The sequence below is a fragment of the Burkholderia sp. 567 genome (assembly GCF_040545115.1).
Classification (GTDB): Bacteria; Pseudomonadota; Gammaproteobacteria; order Burkholderiales; family Burkholderiaceae; genus Burkholderia; species Burkholderia ambifaria.
Map to the genome: position 1 here is coordinate 102,544 of NZ_JBEPLG010000012.1, position 26,148 is coordinate 128,691.

General features: G+C 64.3%; 22 protein-coding genes and 1 pseudogene. 14 read left to right on the top strand and 9 right to left on the bottom strand.

From position 1 onward, the window contains the following. Nucleotide 1: 1 nt before the first annotated feature. The 5 genes from ABIC50_RS28925 (at nucleotide 2) to ABIC50_RS28945 (ending at nucleotide 4,711) form a co-directional block, all read left to right on the top strand. Entirely contained in the window at nucleotides 2–847 is an 846-nt protein-coding gene (locus ABIC50_RS28925; protein ID WP_354168294.1) for an alpha/beta fold hydrolase, read from the top strand. Between the two features lie 54 nt (nucleotides 848–901). After that, nucleotides 902–1,300 carry a helicase gene (locus ABIC50_RS28930; protein WP_354168296.1) on the top strand — a complete coding sequence of 133 codons (399 nt, stop codon included), beginning with the start codon at nucleotides 902–904 and terminating at the stop codon, nucleotides 1,298–1,300. Nucleotides 1,301–1,306: 6 nt separating this feature from the next. Further along, the gene (locus ABIC50_RS28935) at nucleotides 1,307–2,557 is read left to right on the top strand and encodes an NADH:flavin oxidoreductase/NADH oxidase family protein (protein ID WP_354168298.1); all 1,251 of its coding nucleotides are present in this window, start codon (nucleotides 1,307–1,309) and stop codon (nucleotides 2,555–2,557) included. Between the two features lie 247 nt (nucleotides 2,558–2,804). After that, a complete protein-coding gene (locus ABIC50_RS28940; protein WP_354168300.1) occupies nucleotides 2,805–3,668 on the top strand; it encodes an alpha/beta fold hydrolase in 864 nt (287 codons plus the stop codon). 41 nt (nucleotides 3,669–3,709) lie between these two features. Then, complete coding sequence (locus tag ABIC50_RS28945) at nucleotides 3,710–4,711, top strand: NADP-dependent oxidoreductase (RefSeq protein ID WP_354168302.1); 1,002 nt, start codon at nucleotides 3,710–3,712, stop codon at nucleotides 4,709–4,711. Between the two features lie 51 nt (nucleotides 4,712–4,762). Here ABIC50_RS28945 and prnD read toward each other — a convergent pair whose 3' ends face one another. The 6 genes from prnD to ABIC50_RS28975 all read right to left on the bottom strand — a co-directional run bounded on the left by prnD (nucleotide 4,763) and on the right by ABIC50_RS28975 (nucleotide 11,933). After that, nucleotides 4,763–5,875, bottom strand: a complete 1,113-nt coding sequence (gene prnD, locus ABIC50_RS28950) for an aminopyrrolnitrin oxygenase PrnD (protein ID WP_354168304.1) — start codon at nucleotides 5,873–5,875, stop codon at nucleotides 4,763–4,765. 25 nt (nucleotides 5,876–5,900) lie between these two features. Beyond that, complete coding sequence (gene prnC / locus ABIC50_RS28955) at nucleotides 5,901–7,601, bottom strand: monodechloroaminopyrrolnitrin halogenase PrnC (protein WP_354168306.1); 1,701 nt, start codon at nucleotides 7,599–7,601, stop codon at nucleotides 5,901–5,903. A gap of 44 nt (nucleotides 7,602–7,645) precedes the next feature. Next, complete coding sequence (gene prnB / locus ABIC50_RS28960) at nucleotides 7,646–8,731, bottom strand: monodechloroaminopyrrolnitrin synthase PrnB (RefSeq protein WP_354168308.1); 1,086 nt, start codon at nucleotides 8,729–8,731, stop codon at nucleotides 7,646–7,648. Continuing rightward, nucleotides 8,731–10,347, bottom strand: coding sequence for a tryptophan 7-halogenase PrnA (prnA, locus tag ABIC50_RS28965; RefSeq protein WP_354168310.1), 1,617 nt, complete (start codon nucleotides 10,345–10,347; stop codon nucleotides 8,731–8,733). The genes prnB and prnA overlap by 1 nt, the downstream gene beginning before the upstream one ends. Beyond that, nucleotides 10,344–10,523 carry a hypothetical protein gene (locus ABIC50_RS28970; RefSeq protein WP_338329127.1) on the bottom strand — a complete coding sequence of 60 codons (180 nt, stop codon included), beginning with the start codon at nucleotides 10,521–10,523 and terminating at the stop codon, nucleotides 10,344–10,346. The genes prnA and ABIC50_RS28970 overlap by 4 nt, the downstream gene beginning before the upstream one ends. A gap of 528 nt (nucleotides 10,524–11,051) precedes the next feature. Then, nucleotides 11,052–11,933: a LysR family transcriptional regulator gene (locus ABIC50_RS28975; protein WP_175746521.1), complete on the bottom strand. Its 882-nt coding sequence runs from the start codon at nucleotides 11,931–11,933 to the stop codon at nucleotides 11,052–11,054. Nucleotides 11,934–12,033: 100 nt separating this feature from the next. Between ABIC50_RS28975 and ABIC50_RS28980 the strand changes: the two genes are divergently transcribed. From ABIC50_RS28980 to ABIC50_RS29000, 5 genes and pseudogenes are all read left to right on the top strand, one after another. After that, the gene (locus ABIC50_RS28980) at nucleotides 12,034–13,008 is read left to right on the top strand and encodes a pirin family protein (protein ID WP_354168312.1); all 975 of its coding nucleotides are present in this window, start codon (nucleotides 12,034–12,036) and stop codon (nucleotides 13,006–13,008) included. A gap of 30 nt (nucleotides 13,009–13,038) precedes the next feature. Further along, nucleotides 13,039–13,614 (top strand): isochorismatase family protein, encoded by a 576-nt coding sequence (locus tag ABIC50_RS28985; RefSeq protein ID WP_354168314.1) that lies wholly within the window; start codon nucleotides 13,039–13,041, stop codon nucleotides 13,612–13,614. A 55-nt stretch (nucleotides 13,615–13,669) separates the two neighbouring features. Beyond that, a complete protein-coding gene (locus ABIC50_RS28990) occupies nucleotides 13,670–14,740 on the top strand; it encodes an alkene reductase (RefSeq protein ID WP_165753882.1) in 1,071 nt (356 codons plus the stop codon). Between the two features lie 375 nt (nucleotides 14,741–15,115). After that, nucleotides 15,116–16,306, top strand: a complete 1,191-nt coding sequence (locus ABIC50_RS28995; protein WP_175714115.1) for a M20 aminoacylase family protein — start codon at nucleotides 15,116–15,118, stop codon at nucleotides 16,304–16,306. Nucleotides 16,307–16,366: 60 nt separating this feature from the next. Beyond that, nucleotides 16,367–17,697, top strand: a pseudogene (locus tag ABIC50_RS29000) (MFS transporter). A gap of 534 nt (nucleotides 17,698–18,231) precedes the next feature. On the opposite strand, the gene ABIC50_RS29005 reads toward ABIC50_RS29000, so the two are convergent. After that, the gene (locus ABIC50_RS29005; protein ID WP_165753879.1) at nucleotides 18,232–19,020 is read right to left on the bottom strand and encodes an IclR family transcriptional regulator; all 789 of its coding nucleotides are present in this window, start codon (nucleotides 19,018–19,020) and stop codon (nucleotides 18,232–18,234) included. A 227-nt stretch (nucleotides 19,021–19,247) separates the two neighbouring features. On the opposite strand from ABIC50_RS29005, the gene pcaF reads away from it, so the two are divergent. Further along, nucleotides 19,248–20,450, top strand: coding sequence for a 3-oxoadipyl-CoA thiolase (gene pcaF / locus ABIC50_RS29010; protein WP_354168315.1), 1,203 nt, complete (start codon nucleotides 19,248–19,250; stop codon nucleotides 20,448–20,450). 98 nt (nucleotides 20,451–20,548) lie between these two features. Here pcaF and ABIC50_RS29015 read toward each other — a convergent pair whose 3' ends face one another. Beyond that, on the bottom strand, nucleotides 20,549–21,028 hold the full coding sequence (locus tag ABIC50_RS29015; protein WP_425102803.1) for a 2-thiouracil desulfurase family protein: 480 nt from the start codon (nucleotides 21,026–21,028) through the stop codon (nucleotides 20,549–20,551). Between the two features lie 104 nt (nucleotides 21,029–21,132). On the opposite strand from ABIC50_RS29015, the gene ABIC50_RS29020 reads away from it, so the two are divergent. From ABIC50_RS29020 to ABIC50_RS29030, 3 genes are all read left to right on the top strand, one after another. Then, nucleotides 21,133–21,459 carry a hypothetical protein gene (locus ABIC50_RS29020; RefSeq protein ID WP_354168316.1) on the top strand — a complete coding sequence of 109 codons (327 nt, stop codon included), beginning with the start codon at nucleotides 21,133–21,135 and terminating at the stop codon, nucleotides 21,457–21,459. Further along, nucleotides 21,449–22,993 carry a methyl-accepting chemotaxis protein gene (locus ABIC50_RS29025; RefSeq protein WP_175669331.1) on the top strand — a complete coding sequence of 515 codons (1,545 nt, stop codon included), beginning with the start codon at nucleotides 21,449–21,451 and terminating at the stop codon, nucleotides 22,991–22,993. Before ABIC50_RS29020 ends, ABIC50_RS29025 begins: the two co-directional genes overlap by 11 nt. 274 nt (nucleotides 22,994–23,267) lie before the next feature. Then, on the top strand, nucleotides 23,268–24,812 hold the full coding sequence (locus ABIC50_RS29030; RefSeq protein ID WP_354168318.1) for a methyl-accepting chemotaxis protein: 1,545 nt from the start codon (nucleotides 23,268–23,270) through the stop codon (nucleotides 24,810–24,812). 48 nt (nucleotides 24,813–24,860) lie between these two features. Here the strand turns inward: ABIC50_RS29030 and ABIC50_RS29035 are convergent, their stop codons facing one another. Continuing rightward, nucleotides 24,861–25,793, bottom strand: a complete 933-nt coding sequence (locus tag ABIC50_RS29035; RefSeq protein WP_175722705.1) for an LAPAL motif-containing putative phage structural protein — start codon at nucleotides 25,791–25,793, stop codon at nucleotides 24,861–24,863. Between the last annotated feature and the right edge of the window lie 355 nt (nucleotides 25,794–26,148).

A 26,148-nucleotide genomic window follows, 5' to 3' on the forward strand; every position in this document is an offset into this window, starting at 1 on the left:
GATGACCGACACCCATATCACTACGCCCACGCGCTTCGTGGATGTCAACGGTACTCGATTCGCGTACCGCCGCTGGGGTAGCGCGGATTCCTCGCAGCCGCCGTTACTGTTCCTGCAGCACTTCCGCGGCGGGATGGACAACTGGGATCCGCTGATGACGGATGGGCTTGCCCAAAGCCGCGAAGTCATTCTCTACAACGGTCGCGGCGTCGCTTCCTCCGGCGGGCAACCACGAACGCGCATCGAGGACATGGCCGATGACGCAGCGGCCTTCGTTCGCGCACTCGGCTTGCGGCAAATCGACGTTCTGGGTTTTTCGCTGGGCGGGTTTCAGGCGCTCGACCTGACCTGGTGCCATCCCGAGCTCGTGCGCAAGCTGATGCTGCTGGGCACCGGGCCGCGCGGAGGGAATCCGGAAATGGAGCAGCGCGTGTTGACCACCGCGGTCAATCCGGTCCCGGTGTTCGAAGACTTTCTCTACCTGTTCTTCGGACGATCAGCAGAAGCCGAGCAGGCGGCAAGGGCGTTCTGGGAGCGGCGCCATATGCGAGCCGACCAGGATCCGCCATCCTCGCCGGAGGTCTCGATCGCACAGATCGAGGCCAACGTGCTGTATATGCCGAGGCTCTCGGAAGACGATCCTTTCGCGTATCTGCGCGGTATCCGGCAGCCTACGTTCATCTTGAATGGCGTGAACGACGTGATGGTCCCCACGGTTAACTCCTTCTACATGGTGCGCAACCTGCCAAATGCGCAGTTGTTCATTTACCCGGATGCCGGCCACGCCGCGCAGTTTCAGTACCCGCAACGCTTCCTGGGTCACGCAGTTCAGTTCCTGAGCGAGTGACGCGACGCTCGTCATGGTCCGAACGCACTTTTCTCAGGTCAAAAGGATGCCGAAATGCTTAAGTTCAAGTTCCTGTTGTGGGCATCCGCCCAGCTGCTGACACGCAAGATCAGGCGCGACGCCAACGCCGCGCGCTACGTTGCGTCCAAGAACCTGGTATGCCAGATTCGTACGGTTTCGGGTGCCGGGCGCTACTTTGTGATCAAAGATGGCACCGTCCGATCGTATGCGGGACTGGCAGCGACGCCTCGATTCACGCTCACCTTTACGAGTGCCGCGAAAGGCTTCGAGATTCTGTCGGCCAAGGATGCCCAGGCGGCCTTCCTCAGGGGAGTGGGCAGTAAAGACCTGATCATCAGTGGCGACTTCCGGGAAGTGTTGTGGTTCCAGGGCCTGACGGCGTTCCTGCAGCCTCCGAAAATCGTCTCGCCTTACGACCGCACCGTCTTCTGAGTTGCCATGAAACCCGATCTGCTGAACCAGCCACTGCACCTGCCCAATGGCAGCGCTCTGCGTAACCGGCTCGCCAAGGCCGCCATGAGCGAGACCCTGGGCACCTACGATAATCGCCCGACACCGGACCTGGTGCAGTTGTACCGACGCTGGGCTGCGTCGGGGCTCGGACTGATCATGACAGGGAACGTGATGATCGACCGCCGCGCGTTGGGCGAGCCCGGGAATGTCGTGATCGAAGACGACGCAGACCTGCCCGTGCTGCGCCAGTGGGCGGAGGCTGCAACCGCGCAAGGGGCGTCGATCTGGGTGCAGCTCAACCATCCTGGCAAGCAATCGACCAAGGGTTTGAACGCCTTCAACCTGGCGCCCTCCGCGGTTCCTTTCCGCGAGGACATGGCGGCATTCTTCGAGACACCGCGCGAAGCGACCCCGTCCGAGATCCAAGACATCATCGAGCGCTTCGGGCGCAGCGCGGCCATTTGCAAGAAGGCCGGGTTCAGTGGCGTCGAGATCCATGGCGCACATGGTTATCTGATCAGCCAATTTCTTTCTCCGCACCACAACCGCCGCAGCGACGAATGGGGCGGCAGTCCCGAGAAGCGGCGCCGCTTCGTACTGGCCGTCTATGCGGAAATCCGCCGGCAAGTCGGCCCGGACTTCCCGGTGGGAATCAAGCTCAATTCGGCCGACTTCCAGCGCGGTGGTTTTACGGAAGAAGAATCGATCGAGACAATCCGCGCGCTGAGCGATGCGGGGATCGACCTGATCGAGATTTCCGGCGGTACCTATGAGGCACCTGCCATGAGCGGGGCGATGCAAGAACCGAAGAAGGCATCCACCGCGGCCCGGGAAGCCTACTTCCTTGATTTTGCCCACAAGGTGCGCGCGGCAGTCAAAGTGCCGCTCATGGTGACCGGTGGTTTTCGCACCGCCGCCGGCATGAACGCGGCGCTGCACTCCAGCGCGCTGGATGTGGTGGGCCTGGCGCGGCTGCTCGCGATCGATCCCGATGCACCCGCTGCTTTGCTTCAAGGGCGCGACAGCTCGCAGCAGGTGCAACCAATCAGCACCGGCCTCAAGGCTGTCGATCGCCTCGGAATCATGGAGGTGCTGTGGTACACGCGCCAGCTCAAGCGCATTGCGAGGGGGAGAGAACCGCGCCCCGACGAGGGCGGACTTGCAGCATTCCTGAAGTCTGCTTTCAGCAGCGGCTGGGGAACGTTTCGCACGCGGCGTCTGCGGGCGCGCATTTGAGCGCCGCGCGCTTGCGATCAGAAACTGATCGCTGATGAACGTCAGATGAAACGGTCCACTACCCGATCCACGGAAGCCACGCACGAGCGCATCGTCGACGCTGGCGCGCGCAGTCGACGAAGAGTCGTTGTCCGAATCGATGGTTGAGGCCACACTTGAGCATCGGTTTGCGGCGCGGATTGAAGTCCCACCTTTTTCCCGGTCAGCATGATGCTCGACACATGAAAGCAGCACCCAGGAGTGAATGATGCAGAGCATCAACCCAGACACCCAATCGACGACGTCGTATGCACGGGCACCGAACAAGTTCGTCAACGCGGCTGGAACCCGCTTCGCCTACCGTGAACTGGGGCCGCACGGCGGCATTCCTTTGGTTTTGCTGAACCATTGGGGCGCCGTGCTGGACAACTTCGACCCGCGCATCGTCGACGGCTTGGCGCAAAAACATCGCGTCATCGCGATCGACTATCGAGGCATTGGCTTGTCCGGTGGCATCGCGCCCGTGATCGTCGACGAGATGGCGCGCGACACCATTGCGCTGATTCATGCGATGGGTTTCGATCAAGTGGATCTGCTCGGCTTCTCGCTTGGCGGCTTCGTCGCGCAGGACGTGGCGCTCAAGGCGCCCGGCCTGGTGCGCAAGCTCATCCTCACTGGCACGGGCCCTGCCGGCGGTCACGGTATCGATCGTGTGGGTGCCGTGTCGTGGCCACTCATGCTCAAAGGCGTGCTCACGCTGCGCGATCCGAAGGCGTCTCTGTTCTTCACGTCCACAACCAACGGCCAGCAGGCGGCAAGCGCCTTCTTGAAACGGTTGAAGGAACGTAAGGCCGGCCGCGACAAGGGGCCGACGCCTCGCGCCTTTCTTCATCAACTCAAGGCGATCAGGGCGTGGGGCCAGCAGGCGCCGCAGGACCTCGCGAGTCTGCCGATGCCTGTCCTGATCGCCAATGGGGATAACGACATCATGGTGCCCACCGCGCTCAGCCACGATATGGCCCGCCGCATCCCGCAGGCGCAACTCGTCATTTATCAGGACGCTGGCCACGGTGGAATCTTCCAGCATTACGCCAACTTCGTACCCCGGGCACTGGAATTTCTGTCGCAATGAAGTTTCTCGCGAATACAACGCAGCATCGGAGCAAGCGCAACATGAAAGCACTCACATTCAAACGCTATGGCAAATCACCCGAGATCGGGTTCGCCGAAGTGCCGCGCCCCACGCTCGAGCCCGACGAACTGCTGGTTGAGGTTCACGCCGCGGGGGTGAACCCGATCGACAACATGATTCCAACGGGCATGTTCAAACCCGTCGTGAAGTTCCAGTTGCCCGCGATCATGGGTAGCGATCTGGCCGGTATCGTGATCGATGTCGGCAGCCGCGTCACTCGCTTCAAGAAAGGCGACGCCGTCTTTGCAAGCCTGTTCGACCTTGGAAGAGGATCCATCGCCGAATTTGCCGTGGTGCCGGAGAGCGCTGCAGCCCCGAAACCGGTCAATCTGGACTTCGTGCAGGCCGCCTCGGTCCCAATGGTCGGGCTCACTTCATGGCAAGCACTGAAGGAGCGTGCCAATCTTCAGCCGGGTCAGAAGGTGTTCATTCCCGCGGGGTCCGGCGGCATTGGAACATTCGCGATCCAGCTGGCCAAATATTTCGGCGCCAAGGTGGGAACCAATACCAGCACGGGCAATATCACGTTGGTGACAAGCCTCGGCGCGGACGAAGTAATCGACTACAAGAAGCAAGCGTTCGAGAAGGTGCTGCACGACTACGATGTGGTGCTTGGCACGATCAGGGGCGATGCGGTTGAAAAATCGGTAGGAATCCTGAAGCCGGGCGGAAAGATCGTCTCTCTTATCGGGCCGCTGGACGCAGCGTTCGCCCGTGCTCGCGGGCTGAACTTCATCCTGCAGTTCGTATTCAGCCTGATGAGCCGCAAGATCATGCGGCTTGCGAAAAAGCGAGGCGTTACCTACTCGTTTCTCTTCGTACGCCCCGACGGTGCTCAACTCGCCGAGATCGGAAAATTGCTCGAATCCGAACGTATCCATCCTGTGATCGACAAGGTATTTCCGTTTGAACAAGCAAAGGATGCACTGGAATACCTGGCCCAAGGACGCGCCAAGGGCAAGGTCGTCGTCAGGATCAAGTGAAGGATTGCGAGGAACGCCGCCCGAGGCTTCGAACGGCGCATATCTCGCCGCTCACTCGCGGCGGCCCGGTCGTGTGGCTGGCTCCGCGACACGGTCGACCCACCCCCGGTAGAACGCGCGGTACTTGAGCACGAGCTTGTCGTACTTGCTGTACGCCCCACCGCCGTCCGGCTTCATCCCGTTCCATATCTTGACGTCGTACCCCGCGGCCTGCTTGGTCTGCAGCCCGAACAGCACGAAGTCGGTCGCGCGGCGCAGGATCCCGCCCACCTTCTTGATCGAGATGAGCATGTGCATGACGTTCTTGCCGTCGCTCACCGGCGTCACGCACTGGAGCAGCTTGTATTTGACGTTGCCGTCCAGCGCGACCGTCATGACGCACCCGCCGGGGTAGCCGTCGAAGTGCAGGTTCATCTGCGACATGTCCATGCCGAGCGCGCGCGACAGCATGCCGAGGGGCCCGAAGTACCGGTTCACGGTGAAGTCGATCCCGGCGCCGAACCACGCGCCCGCCCGGGCCAGCGACTCGACCTCCGGCCACGGGCGCCAATCGTCGAAGAGCTTGAGCTCGAAGGCCGAGATCGGCAGCGCATGCACGGGAGTCGCGTGCTGCGCGTCGTAGAAGTTCTCGACGATCCGCAACACCGCCGTCGTCGTCTCGAACGCGAAGTGCACGTGCATGAAGTCGCCGTTGTCGACGTCGGCCGCGGCGATTTCGGGCAGCGGGTGCAGCGGCTGCGGCGAACCGTACCAGACCCACACGTAACCGTATCGCTCGGCGGTGACCAGCGTCGGCTGGCGCGCCCCGCGCGGCACGGGCTCCAGCCGGCTCACCGCCTCGCTGTGGCCGGGGATGTGAACGCACTGGCCCTGCTCGTCGTAGCGCCAGTGGTGAAACGGGCACTGGATGCACCCGTCCTTGATCTGCCCGTCGGCCAGGTTCGCGCCGAGGTGCGCGCAGTGGCGGTCCATCACCACGGCCCGCCCCGTCGTGCCGCGCCACGCCACGCACGGACGGCCGAACAGCGTCAACTCCGTCGGCTTGTCCTTGAGGGCGTCCGAGCGCATCGCGACGTACCAGCTCGCCGCCACGCGCGTGGTCGCGTCGTACGCTGCCTGGGGAGGCTCCTTGACGCTCGGTTGATCGAATTGAATGTCGTCCATCGTTTTTTGTGAGGTCGTCGGTCGATTACTTCAGCGCCAGGCCGATGCGGGTCGTGATGTACGCCCTGAGCAACGCGAACATCGGGTTGTAGTCGAAGTACTTTTTCACCTCTGCCGGTGCGCTGGTTTGCGTCCAGTACATCAGCTTCATCGCCGGCAGCAGGCTGTACTTCGAGTTGTTGAGCTGCGGCTTGTCCCCGGTGATGCAGTACCCGAAGCCGAACATCGGCTTGGCGAACTCGCGTTCGTCGATGAGCGCATGAATCCGCGCCGCCGCTTCCTCGGCCGGCTTTAGCCCGGCGCTCACGGCCTCGACCTCGGCCTTGGCGTCGTTGAACAACTGGTAGTACTCCTCCATGTCCGCGCACAGGTAGCCGAGGTACGGCGGGTCGTTGTCGAGGTGATCGAGGTCGCCCTCGTCGCGCGACGCGCGGAACCTCGCGTGGGCTTGCACGAGCCGGAACTGTCCGAGGATCGTGCCGACCGCCCACAGCCTGTGGAACGCGTCCCACAGCCGGAAGTCCTTGAACGCCGTGTAGCAGCAGCTGACGAAGTCGTCGTTGTGGTCCAGCAGCTTCTGCTGCAGGCGCTCGATGTACTCGAAGCGCTCGGGGGAGAAGTCGTCGTCGCGCAGCGCCTTGATGAGGCGTGCCGCGAGCGCGTGGATCGTCACCGCGGTGTTCTCGAGCCCGCGGGAGAACAGCGGATCGATGAACCCGTTCGCGTGCAGCATCAGGCAGTAGCGGTCGCCGACGCAGGCGCTCGACGAGAACTGCAGGCGGTCGGTCCTGACCCAGTCGCGCACCGGCACGGCGTCGCGGAACTGCGCGCCGATGCTCGGGAACCGCGCGAGGAACTCGTCGAATTCCTGCTGCGCGGGGATATCCGTTTTCGGGTAGACGCGCGGGTCGAGCTGCAGGCCGACGCTCACCAGGTTGTTGGTCGACCGCGGGTGGTTGTTGAACGGAATCACCCAGAGCCAGCCGCCGTCGAACATGTGGTGCAGGGTTCCTTCGTGCCAGCGCCAGCGCTGCCCCTTGACCTTGAAGATGTCGTCGAACGGCTTGACGCCGAGCATGTGCGTGTAGAGGCTGCGCGAGTGCGTCTTGAAGCGACACGGTTCTTCGCGGAGCCCGAACTTGGTCGCGAGCGGCGCGCGCGGCCCGCCGCAGTCGATCATGTACCGGCCGGTGAACCGGTCGCCCTGGGCGGTGGTCACCGCGACGCCGTCCTTGTCCGCGTGATATTCGGTCACGCTCGTCCTCTGGCGGACCGTGCAGCCGTATTTGATGGCGGCTTGCAACAGGTAGGCGTCCACGTCTTGCCGGTAATAATGGCTTTCCGGACCCCACGGCAGCTCGGGAATCACGCACTGCGTGAACTCCTTCGGGTCGTGCTCCTGGCCGGGCTTGTGGAACACGAAGCCGAAGTTGCGCTTGATGCCCGTGCTCGACGCGACGTAACGCTGCGTCGAGTAGAACGACGTGATGTGGTCGAGCTCCGGAATGCCGTAGCGATCGGCGATGATGCGGTTCATCAGAGACGTCTCGGGGATCGACGATTCGCCGATCGTGAACCGCGGGTGCGACGACTCCTCGATGATCAGTACCCGAAACTGTTGTTTGGCCAGGATGGCGCCCATCTGGGTGCCGGACATGCCCGAGCCGAGGATGATCACGTCGAAGTGGTTGCTATCGCGCCCGTTCGCGGGGCTCATCTGAGTCATGGGGGCAAACTCTCCTTGTGAGATGGAACACATGGCCGCGTGTGTCAGGATGCGTCGAGCGCGGCGCGGATGCGGGACCGCGCGGCGCGCGTGAGCGTGAGCAGATCGCCGAGCATGCTGGGCGCGTACCCGCCGCTGCCGATGCTGGGGCCGCTTCGCCCGACTTCATACGCCCGCTCAGCCAATTTGACGTGAGGCGCCCGGAAGCGCAGCAGAACCTCGAAGACCCGGTCGAGGGCCGCCAGCCCGGCCCGCACGGGCTCGCTCCGCGTGCCGATCGCATGCGCCTCGCCGAGCGCGCGGTCGAGGAGCGCCGGCTCGCCGGCGAATCGCGCGTAGACCGCACGGAACGCGGGAAGCACGTAGGGCAGGTACGTCTCCTTGAATTCTCGATAAGCCTGGTGGTCCGATTGCGAGCCCCACAGCACGTGCTCCAGTACGAAGAGGGGCATCTCCACGGCACCGGGGCCGAGGTAGCTCTGGCCTCCGATGCGAATCGGTTCGTAGTAGGGGCGCAGCTCGTCGTAGAAAACCTGCAGCGAGATGAAGCGGTACGCGTACACGATCGACTCGACCATTTTCTGCAGATAGGCTGCCAGCTCGTCGCAACCCTGCGCGAACGCGGGCGAGCGCAGCGACACGTCGGACAGCTCGACGGTCACCGCGATGGCCGCCTCGAGCGCCGCCATCGAGATGCGCACGCTCTCGAGCAGGTGCGCTTCGTCGGGGAGCCCGGTGTAGCTGCGCTGCGCGTCGGCCGCCGCGGGGTTCCAGACCGTCACATGCAGGAGCGTCTCGCGCGGCGGCAGGTCGGTCGCGCGCGCCAGGTCGAGCAGCACCGGCTCGAGCCCGGGTACCGCGTCCGCGGGCTCGTGTCCGTGCCGCTTGAGCGACCCGAGGAAGAACCCGATGTCCCGCATCGCGGCGGCGGCTTCGACGAAGCCCCAGCCGGCGGGCGCGCCGCGCGCCGGGAGGAACTCGCGCAACAGGCCGACGATGCCGGGCACGTCCTTTTTACGGTTCAGGCCCGGCAGCCGCAGAACGAGCGCGCGCGCCTGCAACGGATCGCAGGCCGCCACCGCGGCGTGCGTGGCCGCGAATGCGCCTACCCGGTCCAGGGTGCGCTCCACTACAGGATTTCCTGCGTCGCGAGCGTCGACCCGCGCTGGCTGCGAGATAGCCCCGCGTCGCCGTCACGCAACGAGCGCAGGTAGTCGTAGTTCGTCGGCAGGCTCGTGCGCAGACGCTCGGCCTCGCGCCGGATGCTGGCGAACATCGCCTCGGCCTTCTCGATCGACTTCGGTCGGTGCTGCAACAGCGGCAGCGACCGGTCGGGCAGTAGCCCCAAGCCGGCAAAGATGCAGTAGTAGTTGCCGTTCAACCAGAAGTTCTTGAATTCGTAGTCGAAGGTTTCGTAGTACATCGAATCGTCGAACGACGTGGTGGTCAGCGGCAGTCCCGCCTTGTAGCGCTGAACCTTCTCCTTGATCGCGTCCGAAAGCCGCAGGTCGTGCCGGTTCGCGAGCCAGAACGGCGTGTCTTCGCGCGACGTGGTGAAGTAGTGCGCCTGCACGAAATCCCGGCAGTCGTCGAACATGTAGACGATCTCGGCGTTGAAGGCGTCGCTCAGCCGCGGGTCGAACGACGTGTCGGGGAAGTGCTTGACGAGCTGGTAAAGCGCCGCGTAGATGAAGTAGATGCCCGTCGATTCCAGCGGCTCCAGAAAGCACGACGACAGCCCGATCGACACGCAGTTGTTGACCCATGCGCGCCTGTTGCGCCCGACCCGGAACTTGATCTGGTTGAGCGGCTGATTGTCCGAGAGGCCCCAGAGGTTGAGGAAGTCGGCGGTAGCCTGGTCGCGTGAGGTGAACTTGCTCGAGAAGACGTAGCCGCTGCCGAACCGGCCGAGCATCGGAATCTTCCAGGTCCACCCCGAGTTCATGGCGATTGCCGAGGTGTACGGCTCGATCCCGTCCCGCACGTCGTCGTTGGGCACGGCGCTGGCCACCGCGCTATCGCACAGCAGGTGGTCGGACATGTCGATGAAGGGTTCCTTCAGGGCCTGATTGATCAGGAGCCCGCGCATGCCGGAGCAGTCGATGAACAGGTCCGCCTCCAGCGTGCGCCCCTCCTTGGTGGACAGGCTGGAGATGTAGCCGCGCTCGTCGAGGTGAACGTCCACGACCTCGTCGACCACGCGCTTCACCCCGCGTTCGACGGCCCAGCGCTTCAGGAAGTCGGCCACCAGATGCGCGTCGAAGTGCCACGCGTGGGACATCTGACGCGTGCCGTCGGCCAGGCACGGTGCCAGCTTGCCGTCGAGCGCGCCGGGCTGCGGATAGCACGCGTACTCCATCGGCTGCTGGAAGCCCTGCTCGCGCTTGCGCAGCCAGTAGTGGGTAAGCGGCACGCCGTCGCAGTTCGGCACGTTGCCGAACAGATGGTAGAAATGATCGTCGCGCGAAGGGTCGGGAGACTTCCTCCAGTTCACGAACTTGATGGCGGCCTTGAAGGCGCCGTTCACCTGGGGCATCCACTCCCGCTCGGGTATTCCGAGGAAGTCGAAGAACACCTTCTGCAAACTCGGGATGGTTGCCTCGCCCACGCCGATGCGGGGGATCGCCGCGGACTCGATGAGCGTGATGTTCGCCTGCTGCTGGAGCGCACGGACGAGGTACGAGGCGGTCATCCACCCCGCGGTGCCGCCGCCGACGATAACGATATTCTTGATCGGATTGCTCATGCCACCTTTCCCATAGGATTTAAAACCTCAATGGATAGTGACGCCTTGTCGAGTTGAACGCGCAACTCGTCCGGTAACGCGTCATAACGTGTCTGATTCATCGCGATAAATGACACCGGGAAGGCGTGGTGAAATCGCGGCAAGGGACGCCCCTCCGCGCAAAATCCGGACATCATTGGCCGCAGTCCCAGATTTTCGTCTGAGGCTGTTCCGCTATCAATGAAAATAGAGAAGCACAATCGAATGATGCAAGGCGCCCATTGCAGCGGCGGCACACCGCGCAAGGGCTTGTCGAGGCTCGCCGGACCATGCGCGCAGCCGCACCGACGCACCTTAGCAGTGTTCGCGATGGCACGTATCGCAAAATTTCATATCAATCTCGGTTAATCCAGAGAAATACTCAATATCGGCGGAGTATCCGATAACAAACGATTTAATTTTTTAAAAACGAGAAATTTACTTTTTCGTTGTGGGTGTGTGCGTCAACGAATTTATTGTATAAAAATGCGAAATGAACGACTTGATTGACGGAGGAATAATGGCGTCTCTATTTGCGAAACAAAGGTGCCAATTGGCCCTGACCCAAGAAATAGTCCGGGTTCTAAAGGTAGAAAAACCCGGAGGGCCCGGAAATGCCGACGCTTGGGCGCGCACCTGAGCGATTCAGTCATCGTCCGACCGTCACACTGATCAATGTGGATGCGTCAGATGCTCGAGAGATGCTCTCGCAGGAAGTCGATGAACCGCTGGGTCTTCGCCGGCAACAGACGGGTTTCGGTCAATGCATAGACGGGTACCGGGGTGGCCTCCCACTGTGGCAACACACGACGTAACCGCCCCTGGGCTACGTCATCGGTAACGATGCTCTCCGCCAATATGGCAATCCCCATGTCCAGGGCTGCCAGGCGTTGGATCATGCCGACGCTGTTGAGCAGAAACCGTCCTCCAACTGCGACGTCCAGCGTTTCATCTCTGTTTTGCACGGTCCAGATATCGGACTTTGATCCGCGCAGTCGCAAACATTCATGCTGGACAAGCTCGTCGGGATGCCGAGGTTCGCCCAACATATCGAGATAGCGAGGTGAGGCGTAGAGATGTCGCGGCAATCGCGCAAGCTGGCGCGCGATCAGGTTGGAGTTGGCGGGCTCACCCATGCGAATGGCGACATCAACCGGGTCGCTCACCAGATCTGCCAGGCGCGGGGATAAATCAAACTCGAAGCGTATGCCGGGATAGCGTCGGGCAAACTCGGCCACCAACGGAGCCAGGAAGATATTGGCGAAGCCTTCAGGGAACGACGCGCGCAACAGCCCGCTGGGCTGCGCAAGCATTTCTCCGAGCTGCTCGTGAACGAGCCTGGCCTCCTCGACGATGCGCTTGCTGCGTTCGTAGTACAGCAGCCCGGCTTCCGTCGGTTCAACCTTGCGCGTCGTGCGATGCAGCAGCCGCAGTCCGATCGCCTTTTCCAAGGCGCCTATACGGCGGGACAAGGTTGAATTGGGCATGCCCAACGCATCGGCCGCGCCCCGAAACCCTTTGGCCTTCACGACTTCCACGAACAGCGCCATATCATCCAGATGGGTCATACCATTGCTCCAATATTGGAGCAATGAATTCTACGGGAGGTAGTTTATCCCGTATACGCGCCGGTTCATGATGGGGCCTTGTGATTCAGCGGACCTGACCATGAGCCAATCAATTACCCCCGATGCGATTCGACCCCCGGCCGATGGCCGGCCAGGCGACTTGCTCGACGAGCGCGGTGTGACGGCGTCGGCGCGAGCAAAACCAGTTGTCGTCTCTCCGGTGATATCCCGCCTGCGACCGATGAATCTGAGCAGCCACTTCCGCGCCTATTCGTTGCGCGCGGAGGGCGGCAACGGCGAGCCGATCGACCCGATTCTGGGCGTGGACCACGCATGGATCAGCGCCCCTCAGTTTCCCGCCCATCCGCATGCCGGATTTTCTGCGGTGTCCTATCTGTTCCTCGATTCGGAAACCGGCATCGACAATCGTGATTCACTCGGCAATCACAATGTGATCCAGCCTGGTGGGCTGCACTGGACAGCCGCCGGGCGGGGCGTGGTGCACGAAGAGTTCCCCGTCGAGACAGGCAAGACCGTCCATACCCTGCAGATCTTCGTGAACCTTCCCGAGGCGCGGCAGAACGGCGCGCCGTTCGCGTTGAGCCTGGCGCCTTCCGACGTGCCGGTGGTCCATGCGTCTGGCGCCAAGGTGCGGGTGCCTCTGGGAACCTTCAGTAGTGCAAAGTCGCCATTGGAAACCCCGACCGAGCTGACCTTGCTCGATATCGCGCTGCACGATGGCGCTGAACTCTGCGTGCCTGTTCCGGCGGGACATGCTGCATTCGTGATGCCGATCCACGGAGACCTGGCGATCAACGGGCAGCTTTTCGAGCGCGAGCAATTCGCCGTGCCGGCGTTTCCTGCGCAGAAGACGGGACACGAACTCGTCCTTTCGGCGACACGAGGTAACGCAAAAGCCGTGCTCTTCAGCGGACCGCCGTTACGCCAGCCGGTGCATTGGCAAGGCCCGATGGCCATGGCTTCGAGTGCAGCGCTGGCATCCGCGATAGCCGCCTACCAGCGCGGTGAATTCGGCACGTTGGATTCCCCCATCGTGCCTGCACACCACCTTTAATCCGCACGTCAATTTCTCCAGGAGAACATCGTGACTTTCCAACGACTCACCGGTGCGAGCGCAGCGTTGCTCCTCATCGACCACCAGGTCGGTACCATGGGCTGGGTGACTTCCACATCCTTCGATGAAATGAAGAGGAATGCCATCATTCTTGCCAAGGCTGCCAAGATCCTCAATATTCCGACGGTGCTGACTTCCAGCATGGAAGAGGCGGCCCAAGGCCCGCTGCTGAGCGAGATCGAAGCCATCCTTCCCGACGAATTCGCTGCTCGCATCAAGCGCGCGGGCATCGTCAATGCTATGGATGACGAAGCGTTCGCTGCTGCCGTCAAGGCGACCGGCCGTACGAAGTTCATCCTGGCAGGCGTCACCAACGACGTGTGCACGGTGTACCCGGCGCTGACCCTGGTTGGACAAGGCCACGAGGTGCAGGTGGTCGCCGACGCAGGTGGCTCGCCCAGCAAGATCGCCGACGACATTGCATTGCGCCGCATGGAGCGTGCAGGCGTCACCTTGACGAGCACCAACCAGCTCATCGCCGAACTGGCCGGCAGTTGGAGCACGCCTGAAGGTGGCCAGCTGGTTCAGGCATTGAATATCGGCTAATGCATGCGCTCCGGCACCCGGAGTGCTCGATTCGGAACATATAGAGGAACGAAAAATGACACATATCTGGCAGCCTGTTGAACTGGGCGCAATCGAACTATCCAACCGCTTCGCGATGGCGCCCATGACGCGCAGTCGCGCCAAGCCGGACGGCACGCCCGGCGACCTGGCGGCCGAGTACTATGCCCAGCGCGCCAGCGTCGGTCTGTTGATCAGCGAAGGTACGCAGCCGTCGGATGATGGTCAGGGTTATCTGGCCACCCCCGGCATCTACACCGATGCGCATGTAGCGGGCTGGCGCGGCGTTGCTTCTGCCGTGCACGCCAAAGGTAGCCGTCTGTTCATTCAGTTGATGCACGTCGGGCGTGTTTCGCACCCTGACAACACCCCCCACCATCGCCAGCCGGTCGCGCCGTCGCGAATTGCCCCGGGCGCCCAGATGTTCACGCTGAATGGCATGGTCGACATCCCGGAGCCACGTGCATTGAGCGTTGACGAGATCGCCGCGACCGTCAACGACTTCCGCATCGCCGCACGCCGCGCCGTCGAGGCTGGGGCCGATGGCGTCGAGATCCATGGTGCCAATGGCTATCTGATCCACCAGTTCATCGCACCGAGCGCGAACACCCGGACGGATGCCTACGGTGGATCGATCGAGAACCGTGCCCGATTCGCGATCGAAGTCGCCAAGGCCATCGCCGAGGAAATCGGACCGGGTCGCACCGGTATCCGCCTGTCGCCGGGCGTTCCCATGAATGGCATTGACGAGGGTACTGAAGGTCCTGACCTGTACCGCTATCTGGTGCGCGAGCTGGACAAACTGGGTTTGGCCTATCTCCACCTTCTGCACGTGGGAAACGAGCCGCTCCTGGCCGATATCCGTGCGCTGTGGAAGACGGTGCTGATCGTCAACCGCCCCAGCCGGCCGCGCGAGCAGATCGGCTCGGACGTCAAGGCCGGTCTGGCGGACATCGAGGCCTATGGTCAGGCCATTCTGGCTAACCCGGACTTCCTGGAGCGCCTCAAGACGAACGCGCCGCTGAACACGGGTGACCGTAATACCTTCTACGCTGGCGGCGCCGAAGGCTACATCGATTACCCGTCGATGCAAGGCGCGCAGATGTAATAGCCGCCCAGGCGGATTTCCGAGTTGCTGGCCCATCCAGTTCTACCAGCGTCCTGCTGGCAGAACTGGATACTTCCAAGGGTGGGTCAGCTCAGGGCGCTTGACTAGGTCGAGAGTTCGCTCATGGCCGCGTCGCGATACACCTTCGCCGCGAACGTCCCGGTCTTTCGACGGCTCGCGCGGCCGCCGCTTCCTCAATGCAATGCAACACATCAAGCGGGCTGTCACCGCGGACATCGGCGTGTCGCCGCGCGCATGAACGCCCCCGTATTAACCCTGATTAAAAAAACTTATCGCGGTGAAAAATTCCGCATCTTATTGAGCCGATATCGGCTCGATATAGTGGCTCGCTTTCCCCTCAGCAGGAGCCGCTCGATGACCACCGACGTCCGATTCACCGAAATCGAGGATCTCATGCCCGCCGCCGGCGGGCTGCGTGAGATCCGCCATCACATTCACCACCACCCGGAACTCGCGTACGAGGAGCATGAAACGGCCGCGCTCGTCGCGGACAAGCTCGAGCAATGGGGCTGGCAGGTGACGCGCGGGGTCGGGCAGACGGGTGTGGTCGGCACGCTGCGGGTCGGCGACGGCACGCGCAGCATCGGCATCCGCGCGGACATGGATGCGCTGCCGATCCTCGAGGCAACCGGCCTGCCTTATGCAAGCGGCACGCACGGCAAGATGCACGCGTGCGGCCACGACGGCCACACGACGATGCTGCTCGGCGCCGCGCAGCACCTCGCGAAGACGCGCAACTTCTCCGGCACCGTGCACCTGTATTTCCAGCCGGCCGAAGAGCACGGCGTCGACAGTGGCGCGAAGAAGATGATCGACGACGGCCTGTTCGAGCGCTTTCCGTGCGACGCGGTGTTCGGCATGCACAATCATCCGGGCGCGGCGCCCGGCGTGTTCCTCACGCGGCGCGGCCCGTTCATGTCAGCCGGCGACAAGGCGATCATCTCGATCGAGGGTGTCGGCGGCCACGCGGCGCGGCCGCACCTGACGGTCGACCCGGTGGTCGTCGCGGCCAGCATCGTGATGGCGCTGCAGACGATCGTCGCGCGCAACGTCGACCCGTCGCAGCCGGCGGTCGTCACGGTCGGCTCGATGCACGCGGGCACCGCGAACAACGTGATTCCGAACGGCGCGCGCCTCGAGCTCAGCGTGCGTTCGTTCAGCCCGGAAGTGCGCGCGCTGCTGAAGCGCCGCATCGTCGCGCTCGCCGAATCGCAGGCCGCGAGCTACGGCGCGACCGCACACGTCGAGTACATCGAAGGCTACCCGGTCGTCGTCAATTCGGATGCCGAAACGGATTTCGCCGCGCAGGTCGCGCGCGAGCTGGTCGGCGACGCGCACGTCGTCGAGCAGGCCGACCTGCTGATGGGCAGCGAGGATTTCGCGTTCATGCTGCAGCAGCGGCCCGGCTCGTTCGTGCGGCTCGGCAACGGCGAAGGGGAAGACGGCTGCATGGTGCACAACCCGAAGTACGACTTCAACGATCGCAATCTGCCGATCGGCGCGGCGTTCTGGACGCGCCTCGTGGAGCGTTACCTCGGGCAGTAATCCCGGCGGCGGGCGACGACCGGCCGGCGCTTCCGGCCGCATTGAGAGGAGAGACGAACGATGCAGAAAGACCATCTCGCGCTGCACCCCGCGTCGACGGGCGCCGCCGGAACCGATACGCGCGGCGCACCGGCCGTCACGAAGCGCGGCGCGATCGCGGCGGCCGTGATCGGCAACTGGCTGGAGTTCTTCGATTTCACCGTGTACGGCTTTTTCGCAGTACTGATCGGCAAGCTGTTCTTCCCGTCGAGCGACCCGACCACGTCGCTGCTGCTGTCGGTCGCGACGTTTGCCGCCGGCTTCTTCACGCGGCCGCTCGGCAGCGTCGTGCTCGGCGTCTATGCGGACCGCCGCGGCCGCAAGGCCGCGCTGAACCTGACGATCATGCTGATGGCGCTCGGCACCGGCCTGATCGCGATCGCGCCGACCTACGCACAGGCCGGCGTGGCCGCGCCGCTGCTGGTCGTCTGCGCGCGGCTGATGCAGGGCTTCTCGCAGGGCGGCGAATTCGGCGCCGCGACGTCCACGCTGATCGAGCAGGGCGGGACGTCGCACCGTGCGTTCCGCGCGAGCTGGCAGCTCGCGACGCAGGGTGGCGCCGCGCTGATGGGTTCGGGCTTCGCGGCGCTGCTGTCGAACACGCTGACGAAGGACGCGCTCGAGGGCTGGGGCTGGCGCCTGCCGTTCTTCGTGGGCGTGCTGATCGCACCGGTAGGCATGTACCTGCGCCGCCGGCTCGCGGACGATGCGCCCGGCGACAGCCATCACGGCATCGAACGCGGCGTGCTGCGCGAGCTGTTCTCGCGGCACACGCGCACGGTGCTGCTGTTGATGCTGACGGTGATGGGCGGCACGGTGTCGACCTACATCCTGACCTCTACATGCCGACCTACGCGATCCATACGCTCGGGCTGCCGATGAAGCTGTCGATGTTCGTCGGCGTCGCGTCGGGCTGCGTGATGCTGGTGACGTGTCCGCTGTTCGGCTGGCTGTCGGACCGCCTCGGCAGCCGGCGCATGCCGATCTTCGTCGGGCGCGGCGTGCTCGTCCTGCTGCTGTTCCCGGCGTTCTGGCTGATGAACCATCATCCGACGCTGTCCGTGATCCTGCCGCTGACCGCGCTGATGCTGCTGTTCTATTCGCTCGGGTCGGCATCCGAAATGGCGCTGATGTGCGAATCGCTGCCGCGCCATGTGCGCGCGACGGGGATCTCTATCGCGTATGCGCTCGCGGTGACGATTTTCGGCGGCACCGCGCAGCTGGTCGCGACCTGGCTCGTGAAGACGACCGGCAGCAAGCTCGCGCCGGCCGGCTATGTGGCCGCCTGCGTGGTGCTGTCGCTGATCGCGGTGGCGATGCTGCGCGAGACCGCGCGCGAGTCGATGGACTGACGTGCCGCGCCGCGGGCGGTGATCCGCGCCGGCTGGCGGGCGAGGGGGGGCGCGTCCGTCGGTCGGCGATCGGCGCGACGATTCGCGCGGGCGATCCGCTGTTCGACATCGTCGATCCGCTGACCGACGCGATCACGACGGTATCGAGCAGCATCGACGGCGTGTTCTACATGCGGCGCGCGATCCGCTTCGTGACGGCCGGCGCGCCGCTCGGCCGCGTGACGGGGGCGGTGCCGGTGCGCAAGGGGATGTTGCTGGGCCCGTGAGCGGCCGGGCGGCACGCTGACCGAAAAGCGCCGCGCAATTTCGTTCTAGTCAAATTGACCACGCTTTGCCGCGTCACTAAATTGGTGGGTGCGGGGTTCGCTCCGCCCTCCGTGAGAAGGACGTTGCAATAGAGTCAGAGAGTTGAGCGGGCGGCGCATGCCGCCCGTCTTTTTATGCATGAATCGTCGTATCGCCGACACGACAATCGAGGCAGCACACCGCGGGCGCCCCTGCCGCGGTGGACCGTCCCGCACGCGCCAGGCCGCCTCACCCGCGCCGTGCCACCAGCTCCGACACCGTCTGCGCGGCCTGCTGCAGCGGCCCGAGAAACTCCTTCACCATCTGCTTCGCGGTATGCCGCTGCGCGTTGCCGCTGATGTTCATCGCGGCGATCACCTGCCCGCGCCGGTTGCGGATCGGCGCGGAAATCGACATCAGGCCCACTTCCAGTTCCTGGTCGACCACGGCCCAACCTTGCTGGCGCGCCTGCGCGATCGTCGCCTTCAGCTCGCCGATGTCGGTGATCGTGCGGGGCGTGTGCGCGCGGATGTTGCTCTGCGCGAGCGTTTCGTCGAGCGCAGCGTCGTCGAGCGCGGACAGCAGCACGCGGCCCATCGACGTGCAGTACGCGGGCAGGCGGCTGCCGATCGACAGGTTGATCGTCATGATCTTGCGGGTCGGCACGCGCAGCACGTAGACGATCTCGGTGCGGTCGAGCACGGCGGCCGAGCAGCTTTCGTGGATCTGCGCGGACAATTGCTCCATCACCGGATCGGCGAGATTCCAGAACGGCATCGACGTGAGATACGCGAAGCCGAGCTCGAGGATCTTCGGCGTGAGCCGGAACAGCCGGCCGTCCGCTTCGACGTAGCCGAGCGTCTGCAGCGTCAGCAGGATCCGGCGCGCGCCCGCGCGGGTCAGCCCGGTGGCCGAGGCGACCTCGGTGAGCGTCTGCTCCGGGCGCTGGGCGTCGAACGCGCGGATCACCGCGAGGCCGCGCGCGAACGACTGCACATAGGAGTCGCCGGGTTTCGTCTGGATGTCTTCGGTTGTCATGAACGGTCGGATTGTCGTGCAGCCGAGAAGATAGCGCATGGGGCCTGACACGCCAACCGCCCCGCCGACCGGGCGCTTGACAGGTCGTCCCCGCACTCCATATGATGCGTTGGACGTTCGATACACGATCTTATGTTCGTATATAGAACATTTAAGCGCATCCCGGCGGGCAATGCAAGGGGCGCGTTTCATTCACTTCCCTGCTTTGCATGAGACCGGAGACACTGATGACCGAAGCTTTTCTGTGTGATGCGATTCGTACCCCGATCGGCCGTTACGGCGGCGCGCTGTCCGGCGTGCGCGCCGACGACCTCGGCGCGGTGCCGCTCAAGGCGCTCGTCGAGCGCAACCGCGACGTCGACTGGATGGCGATCGACGACGTGATCTACGGCTGCGCGAACCAGGCCGGCGAGGACAACCGCAACGTCGCGCGCATGTCCGCGCTGCTCGCGGGCCTGCCGGAGGGCGTGCCGGGTTCGACGATCAACCGCCTGTGCGGTTCCGGGATGGACGCGGTCGGCGTGGCCGCGCGGGCGATCAAGTCGGGCGAGGCCGCGCTGATGGTGGCCGGCGGCGTCGAAAGCATGACGCGTGCGCCGTTCGTGATGGGCAAGGCCGCCAGCGCGTTCGCCCGGCAGGCCGACATCTACGACACGACGATCGGCTGGCGTTTCGTCAATCCGCTGATGAAACAGCTGCATGGCGTGGATTCGATGCCGGAGACGGGCGAGAACGTCGCGGTCGACTACAACATCAGCCGCGCCGATCAGGATCTGTTCGCGCTGCGCAGCCAGCAGAAGGCCGCGCGTGCGCAACAGGACGGCACGCTCGCCGAGGAAATCGTGTCGGTCACGATTCCGCAGAAGAAGGGCGATCCGGTCGTCTTTTCGCGTGACGAGCATCCGCGCGAAACGTCGCTCGAAGCGCTCGCGAAACTGAAGGGCGTCGTGCGTCCGGACGGCTCGGTGACGGCCGGCAACGCGTCGGGCGTCAACGACGGCGCCGCTGCGCTGCTGCTCGCGAACGAGGCTACCGCGAAGCGCTTCGGCCTGACGCCGCGCGCCCGCGTGCTCGGCATCGCGACAGCCGGCGTCGCGCCGCGCGTGATGGGCATCGGCCCCGCGCCGGCCACGCAGAAGTTGCTCGCGCGGCTCGGGATGACGATCGACCAGTTCGACTTGATCGAGCTGAACGAAGCGTTCGCGTCGCAGGGTCTCGCGGTGCTGCGCATGCTCGGCGTCGCCGACGACGACCCTCGCGTGAACCCGAACGGCGGCGCGATCGCGCTCGGCCATCCGCTCGGCGCGTCGGGCGCGCGTCTGGTCACGACTGCGATGTACCAGCTGCATCGCACCAACGGCCGCTTCGCGCTGTGCACGATGTGCATCGGCGTCGGCCAAGGCATCGCGATCGCGATCGAGCGCGTGTGATCGCGTGATGCGGTGAAGCGGCGCGGCATGCGCGCCGCTTCACCGTGTTTCCTTTTCGAACGATGTGGCCGCGCGCGATCTTCGTGCCGGCCACATCGTCATTCAGCGGACGATGGTTGCGCGAGGCGCGCGGCGAGCGCGTCGATCTCGGTGTCCGCGAATACCTCGACGCCATGCTGGCGCAGCAGCGCCGCCGTCACGCCGGCGCCGGCAAGCCGCCGGCCCGCAAAACTCCCGTCGTAAATGAAACGGCTTCCGCACGACGGACTTCCGTCCGCCAGGATCGCGAAGCGGCAATCGTGCGCGCGTGCCAGCGCGAGCGCGGTCTGCGCGCCGTCAACGAACTGCGCCGTCACGTCGGTACCGTGCACGTCGACGATGCGCGCGGCACCTGCCAGAACGCGTTGCCCCGATTCGCCGTTCGCGATTTCGGCGGGCGGACGCGGCACGCTCATGCCCCCTGCGAGTTCCGGACACACGGGCACCAAGCGCCCTTCACGCTGCCACCGTGCGAGCGTTTCGTGCGCGGCGGTCTTCGCCGAGCCGTTGTATCGGACGGGGTGACCGAGCACGCACATGCTGACGAGGATCTTCGGCGCGGCTGGCGGCTGCGGCGCGTTCTGCAAGGTCGTTCTCCGTGTGGGTCGTGTTGGGCGAACGGAAATACGTTCGCGAATGCAGGTTGAATGAAGCCGATCAGGTTGAATCGTTTCGTTGCACGCAACGATTGCCGGAATTGGTGCGTCGTTTGACGCTATCCCATAACGCAATCGGATTGCATCCCGCAAAGCGCCGGGCGTGTTTATCACGGGATTATTTGATCGAAATCATCCTGAAGGCCAAATTCGATATTTTACGCGTGTCCGGATTAAGGTTTTTCCGGAAATTGCCGACAGTTAGAGGAGACCGTCGTGAAGCGATAAACCGTTTTTCGGCTACTGAGCGTGATTTTCGCGCCGCGCGGATCCTGTGCCCGGATCCGCCTTTCGGAGCCCTGCATGCGCAATAACCAGCCTGTCACCCAACAAGAATTCGAATTCCCCGACGACGTCACGCTGATGTCGACCACCGATGCCGACAGCATCATCACGTACGCGAACACGACGTTCGCGCACGTGAGCGGCTTCTCGACCGACGAACTCGTCGGCCAGCCGCACAACGTCGTGCGGCACCCGGACATGCCGAAGGAGGCGTTCGCCGACATGTGGGCGACGCTGAAGAACGGCGAACCGTGGACCGCGCTCGTGAAGAATCGCCGCAAGAACGGCGACCATTACTGGGTGCGCGCGAACGCGGTGCCCGTGATGCGCAACGGCGCGCCGCACGGCTATATGTCGGTGCGCACCCGCGCGCCGCGCGACGAGGTCGCGGCCGTCGACCCGCTGTATCGCGCGTTCAGCGAGGGCAAGGCCGGCCAGCGCCGCTTCCACAAGGGCTTGATCGTCCGGACCGGGCTGCTGCGCATCGCGTCGCTGCCGCAAACGATGTCGGTGCGCGCGCGCGTTCATGCGGCGCTGTGCGTGCTAGCGCCGGCCGTCGTCGGCGCGGGCTGGGCCTGCGGGCTGACCGGTGGTGGGCTCGCGGCGTTTGCGGCGGCGACGGTCGGCGTGTCGGTGGCGGCCGGTCTGTGGCTCGATGCGCAGATCGTGCGTCCGCTGAAGCAGCTGCACGACCAGGCGCTGAACGTCGCGACCGGCGAAAGCCGGCGCGGCGTGCGGATGAACCGCGTCGACGAGATCGGCATGACGCTGCGCACGATCAATCAGCTCGGGCTGATGTTCCGTTGGCTCGTCGATGACGTCAGCGAGCAGGTGCACAACGTGCAGCGCGCGAGCAACGAGATCGCGCAGGGCAACAACGATCTGAGCGCGCGGACCGAACAGGCCGCGTCGAGCGTGCAGCAGACGGCCGCGTCGATGGCCGAGATGACGGCCACCGTCGACAGCAATGCGGAGACCGCGCTGCAGGCGAACCGCTTCGCGGTGTCCGCGAGCGACGCGGCCGAGCGCGGCGGGCAGGCAGTGAGCGAGGTCGTCACGACGATGCGCGACATCACCGAGAGCTCGCGCAAGATCGCCGACATCATCGGCGTGATCGACGGGATCGCGTTCCAGACCAACATCCTCGCGCTGAACGCGGCGGTCGAAGCCGCGCGCGCGGGCGAACAGGGGCGCGGTTTCGCGGTGGTTGCCGGCGAGGTGCGGGCGCTCGCGCAGCGCAGCGCGAACGCAGCGAAGGAAATCAAGACGCTGATCGGCGCGAGCGTCGACCGGGTCGAGTCGGGTGCCCGGCGGGTCGACGATGCGGGCAGGACGATGGAGGACATCGTCACGCAGGTGAAGCGCGTGTCGGACCTGATCGCGGAAATCAGCTCGTCGACGGCCGAGCAGAGCACCGGCGTCGCGCAGGTCGACCAGGCGGTCGTGCATCTGGACAACATCACGCAGCAGAACGCGGCGCTCGTCGAGCAAAGCGCGGCGGCGTCGGAAAGCCTCAAGCAGCAGGCGACACGGCTCGTCGATGCTGTGAACGTGTTTCGGTAATCGTCGGCGGCGAATCTCCGGGTTTCCGATTTGACGAGATTCGAATGGGTATCGGATAAAAAATGGATTTTTTGATTCACGTATAAACAAAATGTTCGGCTGAATCAAGATGATGCAAATCTAATGCATATTTACCCGTGCCCGGCATAAGGTTTTCGTCAGATTTGCCGAAAGCGCAGGAGTGTGACCGAACGCATGCGGGCCGACCGCGCTGCGTCCGGTCTCGATCCCATCCCCAAGCGGACGCAAGATCCGCAACCCGGAACTCCACACCATGCGCAATAACCAGCCTGTCACGCAACGCGAATTCGAATTTCCCGACGACGCGACGCTGATGTCGACCACCGACGCGGATAGTTACATCAAGTACGCGAACGCCGCGTTCATCCAGGTCAGCGGATTTTCTCCCGAAGAGATCGAAGGTCAGCCGCACAACGTCGTGCGGCATCCGGACATGCCGAAAGAGGCGTTCGCCGACATGTGGGCGACGCTGAAGAACGGCGAACCGTGGACCGCACTCGTGAAGAACCGCCGCAAGAACGGCGATCACTACTGGGTGCGCTCGAATACGGTGCCGGTGATGCGCAACGGGCAGCCGACGGGCTACATGTCGGTGCGCACGAAGGCGTCGCGCGACGAGATCGCGGCGGCCGACGCGCTGTATCGCGCGTTCCGCGAAGGCAAGGCCGGCAACCGTCGTTTCCACAAGGGGCTGATCGTCCGGACCGGGCTGATGCGCGTCGCGTCGCTGTTCCAGACGATATCGGTACGGGCGCGGCTGCATTCGACGCTGTGCGTGCTCGCGCCGGCCGTCGTCGGCGCAGGCTGGGCCTGCGGGCTGACCGGCGGCGGGCTGGCCGTGTTTGCGGCCGCGACGGCCGGCGTGTCGGTGGCCGCCGGGCTGTGGCTCGACGCACAGATCGCGCGGCCGCTGATGCAGTTGCGCGATCAGGCGTTGCGCGTCGCGACCGGCGAAAGCCGGCGCGGCGTCGCGATGAACCGCGTCGACGAGATCGGCATGACGCTGCGCACGATCAACCAGCTCGGGCTGATGTTCCGCTGGCTCGTCGACGACGTCAGCGAGCAGGTGCACAACGTGCAGCGCGCGAGCAACGAGATCGCGCAGGGCAACAACGATCTGAGCGCGCGCACCGAACAGGCGTCGACCAGCGTGCAGCAGACGGCCGCGTCGATGGCCGAGATGACGGCCACGGTGTCGAGCAATGCGGAGACGGCGCTGCAGGCGAACCAGTTGTCGGTGTCCGCGAGCGACGCGGCCGAGCGTGGCGGGCAGGCGGTGAGCGAAGTCGTCGCGACGATGAACGACATCACGGCGAGTTCGCGCAAGATTGCCGACATCATCGGCGTGATCGACGGGATCGCGTTCCAGACCAACATCCTCGCGCTGAACGCGGCGGTCGAAGCGGCGCGCGCGGGCGATCAGGGGCGTGGTTTCGCGGTGGTCGCGGGCGAGGTGAGGGCACTCGCGCAGCGCAGCGCGAACGCGGCGAAGGAAATCAAGACGTTGATCGGCGCGAGTGTCGACCGCGTCGAATCCGGCGCACGCATCGTTGACGGCGCCGGCAAGACGATGGAGGACATCGTCACGCAGGTGAAACGCGTGTCGGATCTGATCGCGGAGATCAGTTCGTCGACGGCCGAGCAGAGTACCGGGGTCGCGCAGGTCGATCAGGCGGTCGTGCATCTGGACAACATCACGCAGCAGAACGCGGCACTCGTCGAGCAAAGCACGGCGGCGTCGGAAAGCCTCAAGCAGCAGGCGACGCGGCTGGTGGACGCGGTGAACGTGTTTCGGTGAAAGCGGGGCGCGGGCGCACCCCGCGCATACCTCAGCCCACGGCAGGAATCAAATCAGCGCCGGTTGCAGCGGCGCACGGTGCTCGCGAACCTTGACGATCCGGTATTCGTTGCGAAGCCCTTCGTCGGTGATGATCTGCGTTTGACGCAGATCGACGATCAGCACGTCGCCCTTTCCGAAGCGCTCGCCGGCATCGACCTTCGCGATGAACTGCTCGTCGTCCAGTGCGGCAAAGAACGCTGACGTGCCGTCGTGCACGCGCCATTTGTTGCCATCCTTGAACACGACGGATTCGAGCTTCAGCATCTTGAGCGCGATCGTGTCGGTGACCACTTCGCCGGGATCGTCGCTGCTCGCGAACGTATCGAGTTCGTCGCACTCGATCGAGAGTTCGACGGTGTCGTCGCGCACGATGCCGAAGCGGTCGATGCCGTCGCGTTCGAGCGGTGACAGCATTTTCTGCAGGTTCACGCGAATGGCCCGGTTCCGATACAGCCGGACGATCGGTTCATCGACGACGAAGCATTCGTGCTCCGAGATCCAGATCCTGACGTTCGTTCCGTCCGGCTCGCTGCGATGCGGTTTGCGTCCGCGCAGCGTGCGGATGAGGCCGATCAGGCCGCCGCCTCCGACGATCCCCAATGCGGCGAGGATCGCCAGCGCGTTGCTGAACGCATTGGCGCTCGGCCCCGCGAACAGATCGCGGATCTGGCTCGCGAGCGACTGCACGAAGATCAGTTCGGCGTGGAACGAGCCGGCCTTGAAGCTGCCCCTGACCTCGAGACGCACCTCGGAGTGCTCGCCGTTGAGCTCCTTGTTAGCGCACGAGAACAGGTCGGCGATCGCGAGCAGCACCGGTGCGAGGTCGCGTACGTCCATCCGGTGCTCGCCGAGCGCGGGCCCGTCGTAGACGATGTTGAACGGCTGATGATTGCTCGCGCCGCCGGGCTTTCCCGCCGGACCGGACGTTCTCGCGATCATGCGCGGGCTCCTTGCGTGCAAGTCACGACGACGCCCGGGCGGGCGGTAGGACGCAGAGCGGAGAGCACGCGGATCGGGCGGACGGAAGAAGTGTTCATGCGCAGGCAACCGGAGCGGGGTGGAACGCTCAATCTAGCGGGTGGCGGCGCAACGAGAAATCGGACTTGGACGAAATTGCCGAACGGTATGACGTTCGGCCGACGCTGGATCGACATCGCGCACATGAAGCATGGCGACATCGCACGCGGGAAGGAGGCGACGCGGACACGGCGGAGAGGGGTACCGGCCCGCGTCGTGACCGCCCGGTTCCGGCCGGGCGGTCAGGGCCTGTCACGAACGCGACAGGCCACGAACC